Here is a 20,001-nt window from a genome sequence, read left to right as displayed (position 1 = left end):
CACCATGACCAACCCCTGCCGCCGCCACTTTGAACGCGTCACCGCTGCCGTCGAAGCGGCGGCCACAGACCCCACCCAAACCATGGCCGGCGCCACGGCTTACGAGCATCAGTTAAATCAGTTGCTGCAGGACCGCCTGCGCCTGAAACAGGTCCAGTCCAACCAGGGCAAGGCCGAACTCAAGCGCCAGTTACTACCGAGCTATGAATCCTACGTGCAAGGTGTGCTGGAGGCCGGCAAAGGCGCTCAGGACGAAGTGATGACCACCGTCATGGTCTGGCGCTTCGATGCCGGCGACTTCACCGGTGGCCTCGACATCGCGACCTACGTGCTGAAGTACAAGATGGTCATGCCGGACCGCTTCGCCCGCACCTTGGGTTGTCTGGTCGCCGAAGAGGTCGCCACAGCGGCGTTCAAGGCCCAGAAAATCGGTGAACCGTTCGACCTGGCAATCCTGCATCGCACCGCCGAACTCACCGACGCCGAAGACATGCCCGACCAGGCCCGCGCCAAGCTGTTTCTCGCCATGGGCCGCGCCACGCTGGAAGGCATCACCGAAGAGGCCCCAAGCCAACCCGGCCAGCTCCAGGCCGGCGTGGATCTGCTGAAAAAAGCCATCGCCCTGCACGACGCCTGCGGTGGCAAGAAAGATCTGGAGCGGGCCGAACGCCTGCTCAACAAACTTGCCGGCCCTGCTGGCTAACCGAGCGTCCCCACGCACCCCGCCGGCTCGGGGCGGATCGGCCAGGCCGCTCCCCCTGAACGTGAAGCCCCGACCACCGGCGACCTATTCTGAGTGCTGTTCCATGAGCGGATTTATAGCCGGCGGCACCGTCGCCAGCGGCCTTATCAATACCGATGCATTTTGGCCCCCAATCGACCTGGATCAGTTGCGCGCCACGCTACGGATCGACGCGAGCGTCACCGCGCCACGCCTGGAAACCGCCGCCGTTGCCGCCGCCATCAGCGTCAACCGCGAGCTGAGCGAATGGCGCACCACCCAGCAAGCGGCCGGCCATACGAAACTTGCCGATATGCCCGGCGAGCGTATCAACGGTGTACTTGTCCTGGTGCATCTCTACCGCCGCGCCATAGAGGCTGCGACCGGGGCCGAAGTTTGCGAGCGCTACCGCTCCTATGACTCCACAAACAGCGGCCACCAGAACGCAGAAGAACTCACCCCGAACATCGACGATTACCGTCGCGACTTACGTTGGGCCGTGCGTGATTTTCTCGGCGTCAATCGCACCACAGTGGAGTTGATCTGATGAAGGTCACCGTCCGCGCTCACCAAAACGACACCGTCGATTCCCTTTGCTGGCGTCATTACGGGCGCACCGCTGGCGTGACTGAAGCGGTACTTGAAGCTAATCCCGGCCTGGCCGACTACGGGCCAATTCTGCCCCAGGGCCTGGCCGTACAAATGCCCGAAGCCCAGACGACCGCACCACAGCGGCAGATGGTGAATCTATGGGACTGATGCCCTCTACAAGACCTGGACCTGATGAACAAACCTGAAAGCCTGCGCACTCATCTGCTCGCTACCATTGGCGAACTCAAGCACAACCCCGACCGACTGCTGATCTTCATCGACAACGGCAAAATCCGCTGCACCGCCGCAGCCAGCCTGTCCTTCGAGTACAGCTTTGATCTGCAGGTGATCCTCACCGACTTCGCCGGCCATCCTGACAGCGTTATGTTGCCGGTGCTGGGGTGGTTAAAAGTGAATCAGGCCGATCTGCTCGAAAACTTGAACAAGTCCGCCGAGGGCATTCAGTTCGAAGCCGACGTTCTGGACAACAGCAAGGTGGACCTCAGCCTGACCCTGTCGCTGAGCGAACGCGTGATCGTGGGGAGAGACGCCGACGGCACCACAACTATCCGCCACCCTGGTGAACCTCAGCCCACTGCCGCGTTTCTCGACCCGGCGTGGATACCCAGCGCCCAGAGCCCCAGCAGCGAATGGGTCATACCGAAATGACCAACCGACTAGAAGCGCTGGAAGACTGGGCCTCAGGTCTACTGAGCCAACTTGAACCGGCCGCACGAAGCAAACTCGCCCGCAACATCGGCCAGACACTACGGCGCAGCCAGCAGCAACGAATCACCGCTCAGCGAAACCCAGATGACAGCAAGTTTGCGCCACGAAAGCGAGACAGAATACGTGAAAAAAAAGGCCGATTGAAAAGGAAGAGGCTGATGTTTCAGAAATTACGTACCGCAAGGCTACTAAAAGCCTATGGCAACAGCAGCGTCGTTAGCGTAGGTTTTATTGGACGAGTTGGACGTATAGCTCGAATACATCAATTCGGGTTGAAAGAGCCTGCCGATGGCAGGCGTCCTGAGATAAAGTATAGCCAACGACAGGTCTTGGGTTTTAGGGAGGAAGATTTGGATTTGATTAAGCGCCAATTAATATCAAGCCTCATATCGACATGAGAAACATTCCCACCGACTCCCAAAAAAGCTGAAAGTCACACTGGATTCACTCAAACCGAAATCAGGGAAGGATATAGCAATGGAACATGCTGAAACCTCAGCAGAGATCAATGTAAGAGTTTCAACCGACGACACGGCCAACACGTTCGAAATAATCAAAGTTCAAGATGACAATAAATACTATCCAAGAACACATTACCTACTGATAGAGACCGAACTCAAATCCCATAGCTGGTCCTCTGAGACCGCATCCACTTCCACTTCAAAAATAAAAGTTAGAGCCACATATCTCTATGGAAGTGAAGGCATATACAAAGCGGGGTCCTTGATCAGCGAGATGGGCGGGGAAATGCAATCCTATAAGCAAAGCGTGAGATTGACCAATGGTGCGATCATGGTCAATGACTCAATGCAAGGATTACATGTCGGCACTTACCTTTTCCATAAAATTGTCACTTGGGCAAAACAATTTGACCACTCTTACAACATCGTCCCAATATCAGTTATCGCTGGGGATGCATACAAGGAAAACAAAGACCGAAGAAACAAACTCTACACCAATTCAGGAATAAAATTCTTATGGGATGGTCCTATAGGAATGCAAGGATCATCAGATCCTACGTTAACAGTTTCAGACCTTATCGCCTATGCTAACTGGCCCAACATACAAAAAGACTATGGAATGAGATCTCTTGATACAATGTGGGGAGAATTAGCCACTTTGAGGGAGAAGGTGCGAGGGCTTAAAGCCTCTAAACGCTATTACCGCCTTGAACATAAAACGATAAGATCGCGCCTGAGGTCCATTGCTGGATTTCTGAATATTCCAATATGCATCGGTTGCGTTTTTTTAGGTCTTGCTATTGGAAAATTTTTGGGTTGGCACCAACAATTGTAGCCTCTAGTTCTGCTAGCATATAAAGAATCCTAAAAACCGCAACAAACACTACAACAAACAAAGGCAAGGAGCATAGCATGGCCAAATTCATCTTCGATAAAAAGCTGCCTTTCAAGTCCAAAGAGGGAACAATGAAGCTGCAACGTTTTCTTCTACGACAGGCAGAGGCAAGATACGGCAACAGGGATTCAAACAAAAAAATCAACCAGCCGATTTATGAAGATAAAAATAAGAAATTCGGAGGTAGAGCTCCATTTATACTTAACAGTTTAGACGGAACAAGCGCATCGGCCATTCTAAGCAAAAATGCAGCCAACTATTGGCCAACAGCTCTATATGAACTTGCTCACGAAACAATTCACCTGTTAAATCCAATCAAGGGATACACCAACTACTTAGAAGAAGGTGTCGCAGTAGTATTCTCTTTAGAGGCTATGGAAGAGTACACTAATCACCAACCGCTACCAGAGCCCACCCCACATTACCGCCGTGCATTAGAACTTGTAAAAAAATTGCCAAACGACTTTGATGCGGCCATTCATTCAATACGTGAAAAATGTGGATCCTTAGGGGCTGCCACACCTGAAGATTTACTATTATTATTCCCAACCCTGGACCCAACAATAGCAAAGGAACTTTCCAACACTTGCGACTTCACATAAACAACAAACAGCACTACACCCTTGCGTTTCTTAGAGGCTCCACACAACCAAAGGAAATATTCTATTGAACAGCTTCCACGAAACACTTTACAGTCCAGAATCAGAAAAACTATTCGCCCCTATAATTCCAACCACCACCCAAGCAGCAGATACAATAGTAACAAAACTCAAATCACAAGTTTCGGACCCGCTTTACACCCCCCCTAAAAATCTGACTCTAAAATGGAAAGGCTCTTTTGCTTTTCAAGCAAGCGCAAGTGCGATGGCGACAAACCCGAACGAACACATCATAGAAATTTCCGATGGCGCGTCAATAGCAATCTATAAAGACGCGCTTCTTTTTCCTGAAATGTGCCGCACGCACATACTAGAAAGTCAATATCAAGTGTTATTTTCTTTACTAGACTACGGCAATGGAGCAAACCAAATATTGCCACCAGATCTGACTAAAGAAGACGCGAAAAATGATTTCTTTAGCATGTCACTGGAATGGCTATATTTACACGAACAAGCGCATTTATTTCAGGATCACGGAACGATACTTAGGTCTGAACTTGGAGATGAAAACAACCACTATCAATTTGTCTGGGACGAGTTCAATGCAGACTCTAACGCACCCGTAGTAGGAAGAGAAGCCTGGATACGCCACGCATTTGAGATATCCGCCGACTACGAAGCGACGAATTTACTAATACAGCATGTGCTCACTAAAAACAAAAAACAAGTAACCAAAACCACTCTATGGATGCTCACTTCAGCGCTTACCTGTATATTTCATAGATTTTATGGCAAAGAAAGACCTCTTCATGGAGGAGAGGCCGTTGGCACACACCCGGACCCGGCCTATCGTATGCGATATGCATTTTCAAACGTCATTAACACCCTCAACCACCCTGATGTAAAACCCTATGCCCCATGGGCTTCAACAGCCGAGGACATACGTAAAGTCATGCTACATGCGTTTAATGCGGCCAACATATACATGCAAGTCGCTCATTTTCAGGAGCCCGCATTTCCGCAGTTCATGTCTAGAATGACTGACAATAGCGAAGAATCAAAAAAATATAGAGACACTTTAAAAACAACTTGGAGCGAGTTACACCCAAAGGTGTTAGAAAAACACTTCGGATGGGGACATGAATGCGTGATGACTTTTATCTAGGACTGTCTTACTTACCAATCCCATTTTGAAAAGCTTTTGTAAATGGTCATACTACAACAAACAAAAAATGTATTTTCAGATTCATGGCGCCACCATCAGCGCCATGAACAACCTACCCACCCTCACCCGCCTACTCGAAAACCTCATCCGCTACGGCACCATCGCCGCCGTCCAGATGAAGCCACCACGCGTACGAGTAAAAACCGGAACCCTAACCACCGCCTGGCTACCCTGGATCGCTCTACGCGCTGGTGCCGACCGGGAGTGGAATCCTCCAACAGAAAACGAGCAGGTCCTACTCTTCAGCCCCTCCGGCCAGCTCGCCAACGGCGTCGTCCTAACCGGCCTGTTCGGCGACCACATCCCCGCCAACGGCGACCGCGAAGGCCTGCACCGCTGCACCTACCGCGACGGCACGGTGATTGAGTACGACAGCATCGCCCACCACCTCAACGCCACGCTCACCGATGGCGGCACCACCAACATGGTCAGCACTGGCGGTATCAACATCGTCGGCAACATCACGCACAAGGGCAATTACACCCAGACAGGCAATCAGAAAATCACCGGAAAGGTCACCGTCTCGACGGACGTGATTGCCGCTGGCATCAGCCTGGTGAACCACCCGCACGGCGGCGTCAAGCCGGGCAGCGGCAGAACAGGAAAACCGGAATGAACCGACACACCGGCGCCTCCCTCACCACCGTCGAAAGCATCGCTCAATCCATGAGCGACATCCTCAGCACGCGCATCGGTACCCGGGTCATGCGGCGCGAATACGGCAGCCTGTTGCCCGAGCTGGTAGACCACCCTTTCAACGACATCACCCGCTTGCAGGTGTACGCGGCCACCGTCATGGCGCTGATGCGCTGGGAGCCGCGTATCAGCCTGAGCCGCGTGCAGTTCCAGGGCGCCACGCTGCAAGGTCAATCCTCGTTGGACATCGAGGGCAGCATCGTCGATAGCAACGAACCGCTGAGCCTGAGCGTGCCTCTGAACCTGGGGGGTAGCGCATGAATTCATTCGTCGCGATTGACCTGGGCCGGCTCCCCGCGCCCGAGGTCGTTGAGCAGGTCGATTACGAGCAGATCCTCGCCGAGCGCAAGGCCTACGCCATCAGTCTCTGGCCGGTCGAAGAACAAGCCGAGATCGCTGCACGGCTTGAGCTGGAATCCGAGCCCCTGACCAAACTGCTCCAGGAGAACGCCTACCGCGAGACAGTGTGGCGTCAGCGCGTCAATGAGGCGTCCGTCGCCAACATGCTGGCCCTAGCAAAGGGCAGCGACCTGGAGAACCTGGCCGGCAACTTCAACGTCAAGCGCCTGGTCATTCAGGCCGCCAAGCCCTCGGCCGTGCCACCGGTTCCATTGCTGATGGAAAGCGACGACAGCCTGCGGGAGCGGGCTCAAATGGCATGGGAAGGCCTCAGCACCGCCGGCCCGCGCAACAGCTACATCTTTCATGCGCGCTCTGCCGACGGCCAGGTTGCCGACGCCACTGCCGAGAGTCCCGCCCCGGCCGAGGCGGTAGTGACCGTGCAATCGATCCTGGGTGACGGCACCGCCTCGCCCGCGCTGCTGGCAAAGGTCAATGCCTACCTCAGCGACGACGACCGCCGCCCTGTCGCGGATCGGCTCACCGTGCAAAGCGCCCAGGTCATCAACTACCAGGTCAAAGCCAAGCTGTTTCTTTCGACGTCGGGCCCTGAGAGCGAGTTGATCCTTGCGGCGGCCAATGCGCAGTTGCTTGCCTTCGTGCACCAACGGCGGCGGCTGGGCTTGGAAGTTTCGGAATCGATTATCCACGCCTCGCTGCACGTCGAGGGTGTGCGCAAGGTCGGGCTGGAGAACTGGGCGGACATCGTTGCCACGAAGTACCAGGCCCCGTACTGCACGGCCATCGACTTGGCGTTGGGGGTTGAATGATGGAAGACGCGCCCCTGCTCCCCAGCAATTCGACGCCGTTGGAGCGCCAAGCGGCGCAGGCGCTGGCCCAGATCCAACGAGTGCCGATTCCGTTGCGCACGCTGTACAACCCGGACCTATGCCCGTTGTCCCTGCTGCCTTATCTGGCCTGGACCTTTTCAGTGGATCGCTGGGACAGCAAGTGGTCCGAAGCGGCCAAGCGCGCCGCCATCCGTAGCGCGTATTACATCCACTCGCGCAAAGGCACCATCGGGTCACTGCGCCGCGTTGTTGAACCGCTCGGCTATCGGATCGAGATCATCGAGTGGTGGCAGACCGTTCCGGTCGGCCCTCGCGCCACCTTCAAGCTCAAGGTCGGCGTGCTCGACACCGGTATTACCGAAGAGATGTACCAGGAACTGACCTGGCTGATCGACGACGCCAAGCCCCTGACACGCCATCTCACCGGGCTCGCCATCAGCCTGGAAACCACCGGCATTGTTCATATCGGCGCCTGCCTCACCGAGGGCGACGAGATTGATATCTACCCACCTACACAGCGAGACATCGAAGTCACGGGCTACATCCACCAGGGCGGCCGTGAACACCAGATCGACACCATGGACATCTACCCATGACAGACCTAAACAGCCAGTTTTTCGCCATCCTCACCGCCATCGGCAAGGCCAAGCAGGCCAACGCGGACGCTTTGGGCGTTGCGTGGACCTTCGCGCAGATGGGAGTGGGCGACGCCAATGGCACCGATCCCATCCCCAGCGAGCAGCAGACACGCTTGATCAATGAGCGCCGCCGTGCCCCGCTGAATCAGTTGAAGGTTGACCCAGCCAACCCCAACATCATCATCGCCGAGCAGGTCATCCCTGAGCACGTCGGTGGCTGGTGGATTCGTGAAGTCGGCTTGTATGACGCCGATGGTGACCTGGTCGCGGTGGCGAACTGCGCGCCAAGCTTCAAGCCGTTGCTGACTCAAGGATCGGGCCGCACGCAGGTGGTGCGGATGAACCTCATCGTCAGCAACACCGCCAACGTCGAGCTGAAGATCGACCCGTCCGTTGTGCTGGCGACCCGTCAATACGTTGATATGAACGTTCAGGACATCACCCACGGCTTCGCTCGCTTGCTGTCGCCGACCTTTACTGGCAAGCCCAAGGCCCCGACGCCCGCCCAGCACGACAACACAAAAGCCTTGGCGACCACTGAGTTTGTCCAACGCGGCATGGGCAACTATCGAGGGTTCATCAACGCCACCGGCTCATTGACCCTGACCGCTGCCAGTATCGGGGCGGTGGTGAGCTGCATTGGCACATTCACGGTGACGCTCCCCCCGGCCGCTGATAGCCGTAGCGGCTCAACCGTCCACGTTCGAAATATTGGAAGTGGCACCATCACCGTCGCTTGTGCTGGGGCCGATACGATTAACGCCGGCTCCGGCCAGGTCACTAGCATGGTTCTTGAGCCCGGAACGAACCTTGAATTGATCGGCAACGGCGCTTCGAGTTGGTGGGCTTCTGGGTCTGCCCAGCTGGGATACTCCGATATTTTCAGTGGACAGTACTCGCCCGCTGGTTTTCAAAAATGGCCGAACCGTTTTATCGAGCAATGGATGCAAGTCACCTTGTCGGCCTCTGGTACCAGCACAATCACCTATCCACAAACGCTATCGGCGGTTTATGGGATTCACCCCGTGGTGATTTTCGGTGGGGCCCACTATGGCGTGTCGGTTGACGGTACTCCCGGGTTGTCCTCGTGCGGACTGAGAGCGAGCGCAGCGGTACCGCTGCACGTATTTGTCCGAATCATTGGGAAGCGTTAACCATGCCTTACTACATCGCTGATATTCGTGGATTCGATCATTCTGAAATTCCGCCAGCTGGATCGGTGTTCATTTCCGATGAGGACTTTCAAGCCTTGTTCAGGGACGTGGCGAGTCGCCCTGGCGTCTCGATCGTCCCTAACCGACAAGGTTATCCGGTGTTGCAGGATGCACCTGAGCCGACGCCGGCAGAGCTGGCCGCTGCGGCTTTGGTTCGTCGTGACGAACGGCTGGCCCAGGCAGCATTGCGAATAGCGCCGCTACAGGATGCGGTCGATACCGATCAAGCCTTTAAAGCAGAGGTACAGCAATTGAGGTTGTGGAAGAACTACCGGGTTGATCTCAATCGGATCGATCAGCAGGACGGTTTCCCTACTTCGGTTGCCTGGCCCATTGAGCCCGCGTCCAGCGAAAGCTGACGTTGGCCTGCCTGGGCAGGCTCGATTCTTTCCAACGGCAGGCAAAGAGCCTACAGCCACATACCCGGTTACACCGGATGCTGGCCTAGAGGCTACATCGCCTTGCGCCTTTGCCTACAACTAAGCCAGAATCCGCCCGCTTGTGCGGCTTGGTCCATACCGGTAGCTTGGTTTCCGTCACTGCTCATCAGTGATCGGGTTTAGCGACCCGAATCGGTATGGATGCAACAGCGCTCCTGATTTCATTGCGGATACTCATGTCTGCAATCGTTGCAATGGCGGCTGTACGCGGGAGACCTTCGGGTCTGCCGGGCTCCTGTACCCCCGGTTCGCTAACCTGCGTCCAGCTGCCACCCTTACTTGCTTAGCGACAAGTCATGGTGGCCCAATCAGGTCAGGAGATTCACCATGTTCAAGGTTACACCCAATCCTCCGGAATCAGATCCCACCTCTGCCTACTCAAGCCTCGACCCGGAAAAATTCCACGAAGCCACTGAGCGGGCGCTTGATTATTATTTGAAGCCAGAACAGACCAAACCCAAGAAAGAACCGGAAGCGGATCAGCTCTTCACTGTCGTCGAGAGCGTCGACACTGAAAGCCTGCTCGCCAACCTCAGTGAAAACCTGGCGTCCGCCAATGCCATGATCAGCGACCTGGCATTCGATCTCGAAGGTTCTCGCCGGCATGTTGCGATGGGTATCCAGCAAGTCATTGAAGTGAGTGAACTGCTGGCAAATCGTGCGCTGGATATCGTCGATCCGCGTTAGCAATGGGGCCGTGACCGAAAGGGCTAACCGGCGCTTGTAGCCCCCCTGCCTACAAGGCCGTCGGCTCGCCCAATCGGTGTAAGCGCGGCAGCCTGTGCAGTGTCATTTCCAACACTGCACAGGCACCCCATGACCGATTATCTCCATGGCGTGCGGGTCATCGAACTCAACGACGGCACCCGCCCCATTCGCTCCATCCCCACCGCTGTCATCGGCATGGTCTGCACGGCCGACGACGCCGATGCGGCCGCGTTCCCCTTCGACACGCCAGTCCTGCTAACCAACGTTCAAACCGCCATCGGCAAAGCCGGTACCACGGGCACCCTGGCGTCCAGCCTGCAGGCCATCGCGGACCAGACCCGGCCCTATACCATCGTCGTGCGCGTGAAGGAAGGCGCCACCGAGGAAGACACCACCAGCGCCCTGATCGGTACCACCACAGCCGACGGTAAATACACCGGCATGAAAGCCCTGCTCGCTGCCAAGGCCCGCGTTGGCATGGTGCCGCGCATCCTGGGTGTGCCAGGTCTCGACAGTCTGCCGGTCGCCACCGCCCTGGTGTCCATCGCGCAGCAGGTACGCGGCTTCGCCTACGTCAGCGCCTGGGGCTGCAAAACCAAGGAAGAGGTAGTCGCTTACCGGGCCAACTTCGGCGCCCGTGAAGCGATGGTCATCTGGCCCGAATTCCAGAATTGGAACACCGTCACCAACGCCACGATGACCGCCTCGGCGGTGGCCCGCGCCTTGGGTCTGCGCGCCAAAATCGATCAGGAAGTCGGCTGGCACAAGACGCTGTCCAACGTCGCGGTCAACGGCGTCACCGGCATCAGCGCCGATGTGTTCTGGGATCTGCAGAACCCCGCCACCGACGCCAACTACCTCAACAGCCACGACGTGACCACGCTCATCAACGAGGGCGGCTTTCGCTTCTGGGGCAGTCGCACCACCAGCGCGGACCCGCTGTTCGCTTTCGAGCATTACACCCGTACCGCGCAGATCCTCGCGGACACCATGGCCGAAGCTCATATGTGGGCGGTGGACAAGCCGCTGCACGCCTCCCTGGTGCGGGACATCATCGAAGGGGTCAATGCCAAGTTCCGCGAAATGATCAGCGCGGGCTATTTGATCGGTGGCAAATGCTGGTACCCAGACGACGCCAACGACAAAGACACCCTCAAGGCCGGCAAGCTGTTCCTGGACTACGACTACACCCCTGTGCCACCGCTGGAAGACCTCACGCTGCGCCAGCGCATCACCGACCGCTACCTGATCGACTTCGCCAGCAAGATCAATAGCTGACCCCCGCCCCTGCGCTCCGGAGAACCTGACATGGCCATGCCCCGCAAACTCAAAAACCTCAACCTGTTCAACGACGCCAACAGCTACCTGGGCGTGGTCAAGTCCGTCACCCTGCCGCCGCTCGGCCGCAAGATGGAGGGCTATCGCGGCGGCGGCATGAACGGCCCGGTCAAGGCTGATCTCGGCATCTCCGACGACGGTATCCAGTTCGTCTGGAAGACCGGTGGGCTGGACCTGATCGTTCTCAGGCAGTTCGGCGCAGTCAACGCCTCGGGTATCGCGTTGCGTTTTTCCGGCGCCTTTCAACAGGACGACACCGAAGCCATAAGCGCGGTCGAGGTGGTGATGCGCGGTCGTCACGAATCCATCGAGATGGGTGAAGCCCAGCCCGGGGAAGACACCGAACACAGCATCACCACCACCTGCACCTACTACAGATTGATCGTCGACAACGAAGACATCATCGAAATCGACCTGCTCAACTTCATCGAAATCGTGGATGGCGTGGACCTGCTGGACAAGCAGCGCAAAGCCATCGGCATCTGACCCATCCCACCCTCCGGAGCCTGTTGTGAACACACAAGACAATCTCGAAACCCTGCCGCCCCAAGACGACAACACCGTGCAACTGGACACCCCGATCATCCGGGGCAAGACCGTCATCGACAGCATCACCCTGCGCAAACCGCAATCCGGCGAGCTGCGCGGTGTGCAACTAGTGGACCTGCTGAATATGGACGTTGCCACTTTGTTCAAGATCCTGCCGCGCATCAGCCAGCCCAGTATCACCGCACCGGAAGCCGCCAACTTGGACCCGGCCGACTTGTTCACCTGCGGCACCAAGATCGCCGGTTTTTTATTGCAGAAAGCGGCGAAGCCCGATGCCTGCCTCGTTGCGTAGAAGACGCCATGGCCGACCTGGCTGTGGTTTTTCACTGGGCGCCAGCTGACATGGACATGCTGGGTCTGCAAGAACTCATGGAATGGCGCGAGCGCGCCCGTGTGCGGAGTTCCACCGATGGCGAATGACTTGAAACTGCGTGTGCTGCTCGATGCCATCGACAAAGCCAGTGGCCCGCTGAAGGCCATCGACAAAAGCAGCATCGCCACCGCTCGCGCCTTGAAAGAAACCCGCGACCGCCTCAAGGCCCTCAACGCGCAGCAGCAAGATGTCAGTGCCTGGCGTGCTCAACGCTCGGCCGCACTGCGCACCGAACAGGCGCTCAACGCAGCGCGGGAAAAGGTCAAAACACTCAGCCAACAATTCGCCGCCACCGGGGCGCCGACCCGTGCCATGACCCAGCACTTTCAGAAGGCTGTCCGAGCCGCTCAGGCGCTCAAGCAACAGCATCAAAAACAAAACGAACAGCTCCAGACACTGCGCACCCGAATGTCCGCTGCCGGCATCAGCACCCAACATCTGGCCCGCGATGAACGCCATCTGCGGCGACAGATCAGCAGCACCACCGCCAGCCTAAGCGTCCAACAAAAACAACTCGCCGCCTTGACGGAACAACGCCGACGCCTCAACGCTGCGCGGAGCTCGATGGACGGCTCTCGACGCACCGCTGGCGAGCTGGCCGCCAAGGGGGCTGTTGCGACGGCGGGCGGTGGTTCGGTGTTGTATGCAGGGGCACGATTGCTGTCGCCGGGCATCGACTTTGATGCCAGCATGAGCCAGGTGCAGGCCATCACTCGACTCGAGGAACAGGCCGACGCGCTCAAAGCCTTGCGCGCCCAGGCACGTCAGCTGGGCGGTGCAACCCAATTCACGGCGGGTCAGGCCGCCGATGCACAGGGCTATCTTGGTATGGCAGGTTTTGAGCCCCACGCCATCCAGACCGCGATGCCCGGCATGCTCAATCTCGCGGCAGCCGGCGGCACTGAGTTGGCCCAAACGGCCGACATTGCTTCGAATATTCTTTCCGGGCTGGGGCTAACAGCCGATGAAATGGATCGTTTGGGCGACGTATTGGTGGGCACGTTCACCCGCTCCAATACCACCTTGCAAATGCTGGGCGACACCATGAAATACGCCGCGCCTATGGCGAAAACCTACGGCGTGGAACTGGAAGTGGCCGCGGCGATGGCCGGTAAGCTTGGCGATGCTGGGCTACAAGGCAGCATGGGCGGCACGGCGCTCAGTTCGATCATGAACCGCTTGGCCGCACCGCCCAAAGGCGCGGAAAAGGCTCTGAAGCGATTGAACATCGCCACGGCCGACGCCGTTGGCAATCTGCGCCCGCTGCCGGATTTGCTGAAGGAGATCCACGACAAAACCCGCGCCTTGGGTACTGCCGAGAAAGGCGGCCTTCTCAAAGCCATTGCCGGTGAAGAGGCGGTAAAAGGCATGGCTCAACTGGTCGAACAAGCCGGCACCGGGCAACTACAAGCGCTCATCGCCAGCCTGCGCCAAAGCCGGGGCGAAGCCGCTCGTACGGCAAAGGTCATGGCGGACAATCTCAAAGGTGACCTGATTACCCTCAGCAGTGCCTGGCAAGACTTGGGCATCGAGCTGCAAGACCAGCAGAACGGCCCATTGAGGGAGCTGGTTCAGTCCGTGACGGGACTTGTTCGAAGCATCAAAAGCTGGACCCGGGAGAATCCAAAACTGGCGGCTGGGCTGGTGAAAGCTGTGGCCGTCATGGCCGCGCTGGCTGTCGCTGTTGGCGGTTTGATGTTGGCCCTGGCGAGTGTGCTGCTTCCGTTCGCGGCGTTACGTTTTTTCCTGATGCTGCTGGGCTTTCGCTTGCCAGGATTGATTGGCCTGCTGACAACGCTGGGCCGTACCGTGCTGCCCTTCCTCGCCAAAGGTTTGTGGATGATCGGGCGCGCTTTGATGCTCAACCCCATTGGCTTGACCATCACCGCCATCGCCGGCGCGGCCTACCTGTTGTATCAGCACTGGGACGCCGTAACGGCTTACTTGCTTGGCGCTTGGGACGAGATCCGAAGTGGCTTTGATGATGGGCTGGGCGGCATCTTGAGAGTGCTCGCAGACTTCAGTCCGGTTGGGCTGATCTATCAAGCTTTCGCCGCGGTGTTGAAGTACTTGGGCGTCGATTTGCCCAATCGCTTCACCGCCTTTGGTGGGCTGATGATTGATGGCCTGGTTAAAGGATTGACCGCCGGCATCGGCAAGCTCAAGGAGGTGGTCGATCGGCTTGGCACCCGAACGATTGATGCCTTCAAGGAAACCCTCGGCATCCACAGCCCCTCGCGAGTGTTTGCCGAGCTGGGCGGCTTCACCATGGACGGTCTCATCCAGGGCCTAACACGGCGCACCGACGATCCCGTGCGCACCATGACGGTTTTAAGCCAACGGCTCATCGAGGCCGGTGGACGCTTGGCGTCCTTTGATTCGTTGACGATTGATCATCGCGCCCCGATCAGCCCTCGGCCCGCCCAGCACATAGACAGTCACGACACCTACGCCATTCACATCCACGCAGCGCCCGGCATGAACGCCGATGCGGTCGCCCGGGCGGTGCGTGTCGAGCTGACGCGGCATCAACACGAGCAAGCCGCTCGACGCCGCAGCCGCCTTGCGGACCTGGAGTAACCGACCATGATGCTTGCCTTGGGCATGTTCGTCTTCAGCCTTTCCACCGCGGCCTATCAGGCACTGCAACGTCAAACCGAATGGCGCCACGCCAGCAATCCGCGCGTTGGCGCTGCTCCGGCTCGGCAGTTTGTCGGGCGCGGTGACGACACCATCACCCTGCCCGGCATCATCCTGCCGGAGCTGGCCGGCAGCGCACTGAGCCTCGACGCCCTGCGCCTGATGGCAAACACCGGTAAGGCCTGGCCGATGGTTGAAGGCAGCGGTCGAATCTATGGCTTGTGGATTATCGAGAGCCTGAACGAAACCAAAACCCTGTTCTTCCGTGACGGCACGCCACGGCGTATCGAATTCACGCTCAGCCTCAAGCGCATCGATGACGACCGCATTGACCTGCTCGGCGCAGCCACCCGTGTGGGCGTCAGTATCATGAGGGCGCTACTGTGATCGACGCGGCGCTGTCCAAGGTCACCGGATACATCGACGGCTTAGTCGAAGGCTATCGCCGCGATGCCGCTTACCCCGTGCCGGCGTTTCGCATCACTGTCGATGGAAAGGACATCGCCCAGTTGATCAGCCCGCGCCTAATGAACCTGGACCTGACCGACAATCGCGGCATCGAGGCCGACCAGCTCAGCATCACCCTCAGCGATCATGACGGGCTGCTGACTATTCCGCCGAAAGGTGCAGTGATCCGCCTGTGGCTGGGCTGGAGCGACACTGGCCTGGTGGACAAGGGCAGCTACACGGTCGATGAAATCGAACACAGCGGCGCGCCGGACGTGCTGAACATTCGCGCCCGTTCCGCGGACCTGCGCAAGGGTTTCAAAGCCAAGCGCGAGCGCAGCTGGAGCAATACCACGCTCGGCGCGGTGCTGGGCGATATCGCCTTGGGCAACGGCCTGACCACTAACATCGCCGACGCCTTGGCCGGGTTGCCCATCCTGCAGCTGGACCAGGCCAACGAATCTGACGCCAACCTGGTCAGTCGCATCGGCGAAGAGTTCGACGCCGTCGTCACCGTCAAGGCGGGGTGTCTACTGTGCCTGCCGGCTGGCGGCGGCAAGACCGCCAGCGGCGCCGACCTGCCGCACATCATCCTCACCCGCGCCGACGGCGACCAACATCGCTACCTGGAGGCTGATCGCGACAGCTACGACGGGGTGCGAGCGTACTTCTACGACGTGAACAGCGCGAAGAAACTGGAAGCCATTGCCGGCGGTGGCGACTACCTCAAAGACCTGCGCCACACCTACAGCGACCGTCAATCAGCTTTGCGCGCCGCTCGTGCTGAATTCAATCGGTTACAGCGCGGTAGCGCGACGCTCAGCTACACCCTCGCCCGGGGGCGGCCTGACCTGATTCCCGAATTGACCTACACGCTGCAGGGCGTGAAGCCGGAGATCGACGCGATCATCTGGTACGGCGGCAACGTGCTGCACAGCCTCAATGCAGACAACGGCTACACGGTCGACCTGGTGCTGGAAAGCAAGCTGCCCGAGGATAGGGTTGAGGATCAGGCTGAAGAGAACAAAGGCGACTTCACCGGGGTAATTGCTCACTACCGTGACAGGAGGACCGGGAAGGAAAAGACAGTGTCGATCGGTGATCAGAGCAGGCCTAAGCGACTGCGGTGGTTGTACGCCACGGAGAAATCGGCCAAGCGAGCGATTGACCGGGAGTGGCGACAAATGCAGACAGAGACGCCATGACCGGGGCACGGAAAAACGATTACGAATAACTCAAGGACGATTGCATGCAGGACATACGTTGCGGCCATTGCTGTCGCAAGCTGGCCGCCGCCAGCGGCTTCCAGGAACTACAGATCAAATGTCCGCGTTGCCGGACGCTCAACCATTTGAAGGCCCAGAGCCTCCCCTCAGTGTGCCGCGAGCATCCAGAACAACGAGTTCATGAATGCAGCAACCCACTATCGGAAGCCTGTTCGCAGGCATAGGAGGCTTTGATGTCGGATTTGAAAACGCCGGATACCGCAGCGCCTGGCAAGTTGAACTCAACCCCATCAACCGGGCTGTGCTTGCCGATCGATTTCCCCATGCACAGCAATTTGAAGACGTGCGTCAGTGCGGCGCCCATAACCTCAGCCCGGTCGACGTGCTCACCGCCGGCTTCCCCTGCCAGGACATCAGCCTTGCAGGAAACCGAGAAGGCAACCACGCCTCCCGAGGACTACGGGGCGAGCGCAGCGGCTTGTTCTGGGAAGTCATACGTATCCTCAAAGAGATACAACCTGGCTGGGTGGTGCTTGAGAACGTCGTTAACCTGCTCGCTGTCAACGATAGCCAAGACTTTGAGACAGTCGTCAGGGCCCTTGCGGACTGCGGGTATGTGGGATTTTGGCGAGTGCTTAATGCTCAATATTTCGGAGTCCCCCAGCAACGTCGTCGAATATTCCTGGTCGCCGGTTATCGACGAATGCCCCCCTTCGAGTTCCTGGCTGACGCCGCGCCAGTGGACGCAATACCTCCAGCGGCTCGCTCGATCCAATGGCCTCGGCCCGCGGATGCCTGGGCTGCCAATACTCTATTGGCAAACAAAGCCGGCTCCCAGATCGCTATGGGCTGTACCACTTTCGTCGCTCACCCGAACGGATGGGATCAGATGGTTGAGCGGCAGCGAGCGGCTGAAGATGATGGGTTTTGCCTCGGACTGGATGCGGCCAACCTTGCGGAGGCTTTCAGTGCCGGAAACGCCGTTGTTACGCAGGTCGCGGAGTGGGTTGGGCGGGGGTTGAGGGCGCATAGACCGGGCCCTGACGATTCCAACGACTAACGGCTGATGTCACCCACAGTTACCATCGCACCCTGGGCACGCATGGTATCGAGCACACGCTCCAGCTCGGCCTCAGAAAGAGCAAGCAGCGCCGCCAAGTAAAAATGCATATGCACACCCAAGGTACGCGGCGCGGCGCCGCCGGTGTACTTACGCCACTGTCCGCCCTGAGCCAGACCAGCCAGCTCAGCCATTTGTTGGCTGGTATAGCCGAGGTCGATTTTCAGGCGCGCCAAAGCGTCCGCGGACGGCGGACTGTACTGCTCGATTATTTTCATGGGGGCTCGATGCTGAAAGGCCCCGCGATTGCGAGGCCTGGTCCGGTTAGACGTATTTGATCAGCAGCGTGGTGACGGTGGCCACCGTGCCGATCAAGCCGGTGGCGACCGCGACTGGGTACCAGAACGTTTCGCGGGTCATCTTGCCCGCTTCGGCGTTGAGCTTTTTGGTCTCGGCCATCAATTTAGCAATTTCGACGTGGACCTTTTCCAGTTCTGCGCCGCTCATACTGAATTCCTGCATGGTGTTCATCCTTTCGGGTCACGGGTCGCGCTTTGTGCGCTGCCCTGAGACTCATGTTGTACCCTTAGGGTACAGTCCGCAAGCTTTCTCATGTTTCTGAGTATAACCATTTGAAACCCTCGCAGCTTGATACCACGACCAATTGCCAATCGCCCACCTCAAGCCTACGCCATGAAAGCCAGTACAGGGACGATCTCTTGCGGAACGCGACCAGTCAGCACCAGGAAGCGGCGCCAAACACCATAAGGCGGGGCCTTACTGCCATCCTTGAAGGCTCTTACACGGCGATCCGAAGACAACCCTAACAGGGCCGCCAGCTTTGCATCGGTGTTGTATGCAGGAAAATGCGCCTGGAAGTGTCGGAAGTAGGCACCGGTCAGATCCCGGTGCGGTGGCTCCCATCCCTCTTGCTCGGTCAGAAGGTGGGTTCGCGGGTACTGGCTTTCGTCCACCTCGGTTTGCCCAGGCAGTTTCGGTGCCTTCAGGTTGGCTTGGAGCTGCGTAATGCCCGCCTTCGTCGCCGCTTCGAACACAAAAGCCTGCTGTTCGGTAATGCTCGGTAGATCGATGTTCATAAACCAATTCCTTAAGCGCCTGTGAAGCGTCAGGGGCCTTACGGCCCCCTTTGCTACCGTGGCGACAGCTCGATACGTCGAACGTCTGAAACACGGATATTGACCAAGCTCAACGTCCCGGTGGCTACCCTTTGCCAGTCGCCGCGCTGGTGAATCGCTGCGAGACAGTAGAACAGGTAATCCGGTAACAACAGATCAGTTCGTTCCACCCGTAACCCGATGTGCTCGGGGTTGTAGCTTCGGGTGGGCTCGCCGCACCGTTGTATTGAGCCCCGCCGTACGATCCAGAAATGTGCCTCGGGAAAGCGCGTGCGGATGGTCGCTACCTCAGAAAGTTTCATCTCGTTCTCCGCCGGCGGCATGGCTAGCCCCCTCAGAGTCGAGTGGCTTTCTGCATGCCACCAACGGAATCGATACTAGGCTCTTTGAGCCTATCTGTACAGCTTTATTTAGGCTCATCGAGCCTAACCGAAAACGCAATTCGCGCTTTCACGCCCAAACCTCGCTGCAGGATCCGGCGTGATGGGGTGAAAGATCCGCTTAGCTTTGACTCTCTGAACTTAGAGCAACGTTCAAATCCGAAGTTTTGATGGCTTTATAAAGTATTCATCGCAACTGTATTGATATCGGACAACAGCAACTTTCCATGGTCGCTAGGACATAATGTCCTAGTCGACACGCAGTTCTACCGAAGCGCCACATACCGCTCGTCGGATTTTTTTGAGAACTCTTGGATTTATGCATTTGCACATCGCTTACCCCCCATGTCGCAAAACGGAGCATTTGGATAAGGCCAAACCCGCTGTTTGTCGAGATATCTCCCTGTCGGTCGCGCATTTGGGTTCTCCAGACACAACGAAGCCCGCGCAATGGCGGGCCTCGGGGCAGATTTTTCAGGTTGATTCCCGGAGGAATTCCTGTGGTAATCTCGCTTCAACCACTTACAGCCTTGCTTTTTGTTTCTCGCAATTCAGAGGGTATGGCCAAGTGACGAAACCGTCAACAGCGTGCGAGTGGTAAAAATACCATTAGACACGTTAATTTATTAGCTAAGTGTTTTACTTATCCGATAGAAAATATGGTTTTGATCATTACGTAGGTGGGATATGCATGGACCGTTAATATGGCGTTTCATGTCTCGCCAGAGCTTTGGAGTATTCCGAA

At 57.5% G+C, this 20,001-nt stretch carries 27 protein-coding genes; 24 read left to right on the top strand and 3 right to left on the bottom strand.

Translation table 11 applies throughout. From position 1 onward, the window contains the following. Positions 1 to 4 precede the first annotated feature (4 nt). The 24 genes from ASC85_RS27130 to ASC85_RS27040 all read left to right on the top strand — a co-directional run bounded on the left by ASC85_RS27130 (position 5) and on the right by ASC85_RS27040 (position 17,740). Complete coding sequence (locus ASC85_RS27130) at positions 5 to 703, top strand: phage terminase small subunit (RefSeq protein WP_057452085.1); 699 nt, start codon at positions 5 to 7, stop codon at positions 701 to 703. A gap of 103 nt (positions 704 to 806) precedes the next feature. Further along, on the top strand, positions 807 to 1,268 hold the full coding sequence (locus tag ASC85_RS27125; protein WP_057452084.1) for a head completion/stabilization protein: 462 nt from the start codon (positions 807 to 809) through the stop codon (positions 1,266 to 1,268). Next, the gene (locus tag ASC85_RS27120) at positions 1,268 to 1,480 is read left to right on the top strand and encodes a tail protein X (RefSeq protein WP_057452083.1); all 213 of its coding nucleotides are present in this window, start codon (positions 1,268 to 1,270) and stop codon (positions 1,478 to 1,480) included. Before ASC85_RS27125 ends, ASC85_RS27120 begins: the two co-directional genes overlap by 1 nt. A 24-nt stretch (positions 1,481 to 1,504) precedes the next feature. Then, positions 1,505 to 1,981, top strand: coding sequence for a phage tail protein (locus tag ASC85_RS27115; protein WP_057452082.1), 477 nt, complete (start codon positions 1,505 to 1,507; stop codon positions 1,979 to 1,981). Further along, on the top strand, positions 1,978 to 2,439 hold the full coding sequence (locus ASC85_RS31835) for a phage virion morphogenesis protein (RefSeq protein ID WP_082534515.1): 462 nt from the start codon (positions 1,978 to 1,980) through the stop codon (positions 2,437 to 2,439). The genes ASC85_RS27115 and ASC85_RS31835 overlap by 4 nt, the downstream gene beginning before the upstream one ends. 79 nt (positions 2,440 to 2,518) lie before the next feature. Then, positions 2,519 to 3,337, top strand: a complete 819-nt coding sequence (locus ASC85_RS32400) for a hypothetical protein (protein ID WP_156395719.1) — start codon at positions 2,519 to 2,521, stop codon at positions 3,335 to 3,337. 77 nt (positions 3,338 to 3,414) lie between these two features. Continuing rightward, entirely contained in the window at positions 3,415 to 3,999 is a 585-nt protein-coding gene (locus tag ASC85_RS31830) for a hypothetical protein (RefSeq protein ID WP_156395718.1), read from the top strand. A 64-nt stretch (positions 4,000 to 4,063) separates the two neighbouring features. Next, positions 4,064 to 5,161: a hypothetical protein gene (locus tag ASC85_RS27110; RefSeq protein ID WP_156395717.1), complete on the top strand. Its 1,098-nt coding sequence runs from the start codon at positions 4,064 to 4,066 to the stop codon at positions 5,159 to 5,161. Between the two features lie 103 nt (positions 5,162 to 5,264). Further along, positions 5,265 to 5,837 carry a phage baseplate assembly protein V gene (locus tag ASC85_RS27105; protein ID WP_057452115.1) on the top strand — a complete coding sequence of 191 codons (573 nt, stop codon included), beginning with the start codon at positions 5,265 to 5,267 and terminating at the stop codon, positions 5,835 to 5,837. Beyond that, a complete protein-coding gene (locus ASC85_RS27100) occupies positions 5,834 to 6,178 on the top strand; it encodes a GPW/gp25 family protein (RefSeq protein WP_057452080.1) in 345 nt (114 codons plus the stop codon). Before ASC85_RS27105 ends, ASC85_RS27100 begins: the two co-directional genes overlap by 4 nt. Then, the gene (locus ASC85_RS27095; RefSeq protein WP_057452079.1) at positions 6,175 to 7,086 is read left to right on the top strand and encodes a baseplate J/gp47 family protein; all 912 of its coding nucleotides are present in this window, start codon (positions 6,175 to 6,177) and stop codon (positions 7,084 to 7,086) included. Before ASC85_RS27100 ends, ASC85_RS27095 begins: the two co-directional genes overlap by 4 nt. Continuing rightward, positions 7,086 to 7,703 carry a phage tail protein I gene (locus ASC85_RS27090; RefSeq protein ID WP_057452114.1) on the top strand — a complete coding sequence of 206 codons (618 nt, stop codon included), beginning with the start codon at positions 7,086 to 7,088 and terminating at the stop codon, positions 7,701 to 7,703. The genes ASC85_RS27095 and ASC85_RS27090 overlap by 1 nt, the downstream gene beginning before the upstream one ends. After that, entirely contained in the window at positions 7,700 to 8,899 is a 1,200-nt protein-coding gene (locus tag ASC85_RS31825) for a phage tail protein (protein WP_082534514.1), read from the top strand. The genes ASC85_RS27090 and ASC85_RS31825 overlap by 4 nt, the downstream gene beginning before the upstream one ends. Before the next feature lie 2 nt (positions 8,900 to 8,901). Further along, positions 8,902 to 9,318, top strand: a complete 417-nt coding sequence (locus tag ASC85_RS31820) for a tail fiber assembly protein (RefSeq protein ID WP_082534513.1) — start codon at positions 8,902 to 8,904, stop codon at positions 9,316 to 9,318. A 408-nt stretch (positions 9,319 to 9,726) separates the two neighbouring features. Beyond that, positions 9,727 to 10,086: a DUF6124 family protein gene (locus tag ASC85_RS27075; protein WP_057452078.1), complete on the top strand. Its 360-nt coding sequence runs from the start codon at positions 9,727 to 9,729 to the stop codon at positions 10,084 to 10,086. A 129-nt stretch (positions 10,087 to 10,215) separates the two neighbouring features. Then, positions 10,216 to 11,385 (top strand): phage tail sheath protein, encoded by a 1,170-nt coding sequence (locus tag ASC85_RS27070; RefSeq protein ID WP_057452077.1) that lies wholly within the window; start codon positions 10,216 to 10,218, stop codon positions 11,383 to 11,385. 30 nt (positions 11,386 to 11,415) lie between these two features. Continuing rightward, positions 11,416 to 11,931: a phage major tail tube protein gene (locus ASC85_RS27065; RefSeq protein WP_057452076.1), complete on the top strand. Its 516-nt coding sequence runs from the start codon at positions 11,416 to 11,418 to the stop codon at positions 11,929 to 11,931. Between the two features lie 25 nt (positions 11,932 to 11,956). Then, positions 11,957 to 12,286 (top strand): phage tail assembly protein, encoded by a 330-nt coding sequence (locus ASC85_RS27060; protein WP_057452075.1) that lies wholly within the window; start codon positions 11,957 to 11,959, stop codon positions 12,284 to 12,286. A gap of 8 nt (positions 12,287 to 12,294) precedes the next feature. Beyond that, positions 12,295 to 12,414, top strand: a complete 120-nt coding sequence (locus ASC85_RS31815; protein WP_082534511.1) for a GpE family phage tail protein — start codon at positions 12,295 to 12,297, stop codon at positions 12,412 to 12,414. Continuing rightward, positions 12,404 to 14,947, top strand: coding sequence for a phage tail tape measure protein (locus ASC85_RS27055; protein WP_057452074.1), 2,544 nt, complete (start codon positions 12,404 to 12,406; stop codon positions 14,945 to 14,947). Before ASC85_RS31815 ends, ASC85_RS27055 begins: the two co-directional genes overlap by 11 nt. A gap of 6 nt (positions 14,948 to 14,953) precedes the next feature. Then, positions 14,954 to 15,394, top strand: coding sequence for a phage tail protein (locus tag ASC85_RS27050; protein WP_057452073.1), 441 nt, complete (start codon positions 14,954 to 14,956; stop codon positions 15,392 to 15,394). Beyond that, positions 15,391 to 16,659: a phage late control D family protein gene (locus tag ASC85_RS27045; protein ID WP_057452072.1), complete on the top strand. Its 1,269-nt coding sequence runs from the start codon at positions 15,391 to 15,393 to the stop codon at positions 16,657 to 16,659. The genes ASC85_RS27050 and ASC85_RS27045 overlap by 4 nt, the downstream gene beginning before the upstream one ends. Before the next feature lie 44 nt (positions 16,660 to 16,703). Beyond that, positions 16,704 to 16,904 carry a Com family DNA-binding transcriptional regulator gene (locus tag ASC85_RS31810; protein WP_082534510.1) on the top strand — a complete coding sequence of 67 codons (201 nt, stop codon included), beginning with the start codon at positions 16,704 to 16,706 and terminating at the stop codon, positions 16,902 to 16,904. Continuing rightward, positions 16,865 to 17,740, top strand: coding sequence for a DNA cytosine methyltransferase (locus tag ASC85_RS27040; RefSeq protein ID WP_057452071.1), 876 nt, complete (start codon positions 16,865 to 16,867; stop codon positions 17,738 to 17,740). Before ASC85_RS31810 ends, ASC85_RS27040 begins: the two co-directional genes overlap by 40 nt. On the opposite strand, the gene ASC85_RS27035 is transcribed toward ASC85_RS27040, so the two are convergent. The 3 genes from ASC85_RS27035 to ASC85_RS27025 form a co-directional block, all read right to left on the bottom strand. After that, a complete protein-coding gene (locus ASC85_RS27035) occupies positions 17,737 to 18,018 on the bottom strand; it encodes a hypothetical protein (RefSeq protein ID WP_057452070.1) in 282 nt (93 codons plus the stop codon). The genes ASC85_RS27040 and ASC85_RS27035 overlap by 4 nt on opposite strands. A gap of 46 nt (positions 18,019 to 18,064) precedes the next feature. Continuing rightward, entirely contained in the window at positions 18,065 to 18,247 is a 183-nt protein-coding gene (locus ASC85_RS27030) for a hypothetical protein (RefSeq protein WP_082534519.1), read from the bottom strand. Between the two features lie 179 nt (positions 18,248 to 18,426). Next, a complete protein-coding gene (locus ASC85_RS27025; RefSeq protein ID WP_057452068.1) occupies positions 18,427 to 18,837 on the bottom strand; it encodes a hypothetical protein in 411 nt (136 codons plus the stop codon). Positions 18,838 to 20,001 lie beyond the last annotated feature (1,164 nt).

Origin of the sequence: Pseudomonas sp. Root401 (assembly GCF_001425105.1) — a bacterium.
Classification (GTDB): domain Bacteria; phylum Pseudomonadota; class Gammaproteobacteria; order Pseudomonadales; family Pseudomonadaceae; genus Aquipseudomonas; species Aquipseudomonas brassicacearum.
This window is presented reverse-complemented; position numbering and strand designations above follow the sequence as displayed.

Excerpts from the sequence above, each read along its gene's own strand:
- ASC85_RS27130 (WP_057452085.1), top strand. The coding sequence starts at position 5 with ATGACCAACCCCTGCCGCCGCCACTTTGAACGCGTCACCGCTGCCGTC.
- ASC85_RS27125 (WP_057452084.1), top strand. The coding sequence starts at position 807 with ATGAGCGGATTTATAGCCGGCGGCACCGTCGCCAGCGGCCTTATCAAT.
- ASC85_RS27120 (WP_057452083.1), top strand. The coding sequence starts at position 1,268 with ATGAAGGTCACCGTCCGCGCTCACCAAAACGACACCGTCGATTCCCTT.
- ASC85_RS27115 (WP_057452082.1), top strand. The coding sequence starts at position 1,505 with ATGAACAAACCTGAAAGCCTGCGCACTCATCTGCTCGCTACCATTGGC.
- ASC85_RS31835 (WP_082534515.1), top strand. The coding sequence starts at position 1,978 with ATGACCAACCGACTAGAAGCGCTGGAAGACTGGGCCTCAGGTCTACTG.
- ASC85_RS32400 (WP_156395719.1), top strand. The coding sequence starts at position 2,519 with ATGGAACATGCTGAAACCTCAGCAGAGATCAATGTAAGAGTTTCAACC.
- ASC85_RS31830 (WP_156395718.1), top strand. The coding sequence starts at position 3,415 with ATGGCCAAATTCATCTTCGATAAAAAGCTGCCTTTCAAGTCCAAAGAG.
- ASC85_RS27105 (WP_057452115.1), top strand. The coding sequence starts at position 5,265 with ATGAACAACCTACCCACCCTCACCCGCCTACTCGAAAACCTCATCCGC.
- ASC85_RS27100 (WP_057452080.1), top strand. The coding sequence starts at position 5,834 with ATGAACCGACACACCGGCGCCTCCCTCACCACCGTCGAAAGCATCGCT.
- ASC85_RS27095 (WP_057452079.1), top strand. The coding sequence starts at position 6,175 with ATGAATTCATTCGTCGCGATTGACCTGGGCCGGCTCCCCGCGCCCGAG.
- ASC85_RS27090 (WP_057452114.1), top strand. The coding sequence starts at position 7,086 with ATGGAAGACGCGCCCCTGCTCCCCAGCAATTCGACGCCGTTGGAGCGC.
- ASC85_RS31825 (WP_082534514.1), top strand. The coding sequence starts at position 7,700 with ATGACAGACCTAAACAGCCAGTTTTTCGCCATCCTCACCGCCATCGGC.
- ASC85_RS31820 (WP_082534513.1), top strand. The coding sequence starts at position 8,902 with ATGCCTTACTACATCGCTGATATTCGTGGATTCGATCATTCTGAAATT.
- ASC85_RS27075 (WP_057452078.1), top strand. The coding sequence starts at position 9,727 with ATGTTCAAGGTTACACCCAATCCTCCGGAATCAGATCCCACCTCTGCC.
- ASC85_RS27070 (WP_057452077.1), top strand. The coding sequence starts at position 10,216 with ATGACCGATTATCTCCATGGCGTGCGGGTCATCGAACTCAACGACGGC.
- ASC85_RS27065 (WP_057452076.1), top strand. The coding sequence starts at position 11,416 with ATGGCCATGCCCCGCAAACTCAAAAACCTCAACCTGTTCAACGACGCC.
- ASC85_RS31815 (WP_082534511.1), top strand. The coding sequence starts at position 12,295 with ATGGCCGACCTGGCTGTGGTTTTTCACTGGGCGCCAGCTGACATGGAC.
- ASC85_RS27055 (WP_057452074.1), top strand. The coding sequence starts at position 12,404 with ATGGCGAATGACTTGAAACTGCGTGTGCTGCTCGATGCCATCGACAAA.
- ASC85_RS27050 (WP_057452073.1), top strand. The coding sequence starts at position 14,954 with ATGATGCTTGCCTTGGGCATGTTCGTCTTCAGCCTTTCCACCGCGGCC.
- ASC85_RS31810 (WP_082534510.1), top strand. The coding sequence starts at position 16,704 with ATGCAGGACATACGTTGCGGCCATTGCTGTCGCAAGCTGGCCGCCGCC.
- ASC85_RS27040 (WP_057452071.1), top strand. The coding sequence starts at position 16,865 with ATGCAGCAACCCACTATCGGAAGCCTGTTCGCAGGCATAGGAGGCTTT.
- ASC85_RS27035 (WP_057452070.1), bottom strand. The coding sequence starts at position 18,018 with ATGAAAATAATCGAGCAGTACAGTCCGCCGTCCGCGGACGCTTTGGCG.
- ASC85_RS27030 (WP_082534519.1), bottom strand. The coding sequence starts at position 18,247 with ATGAGCGGCGCAGAACTGGAAAAGGTCCACGTCGAAATTGCTAAATTG.
- ASC85_RS27025 (WP_057452068.1), bottom strand. The coding sequence starts at position 18,837 with ATGAACATCGATCTACCGAGCATTACCGAACAGCAGGCTTTTGTGTTC.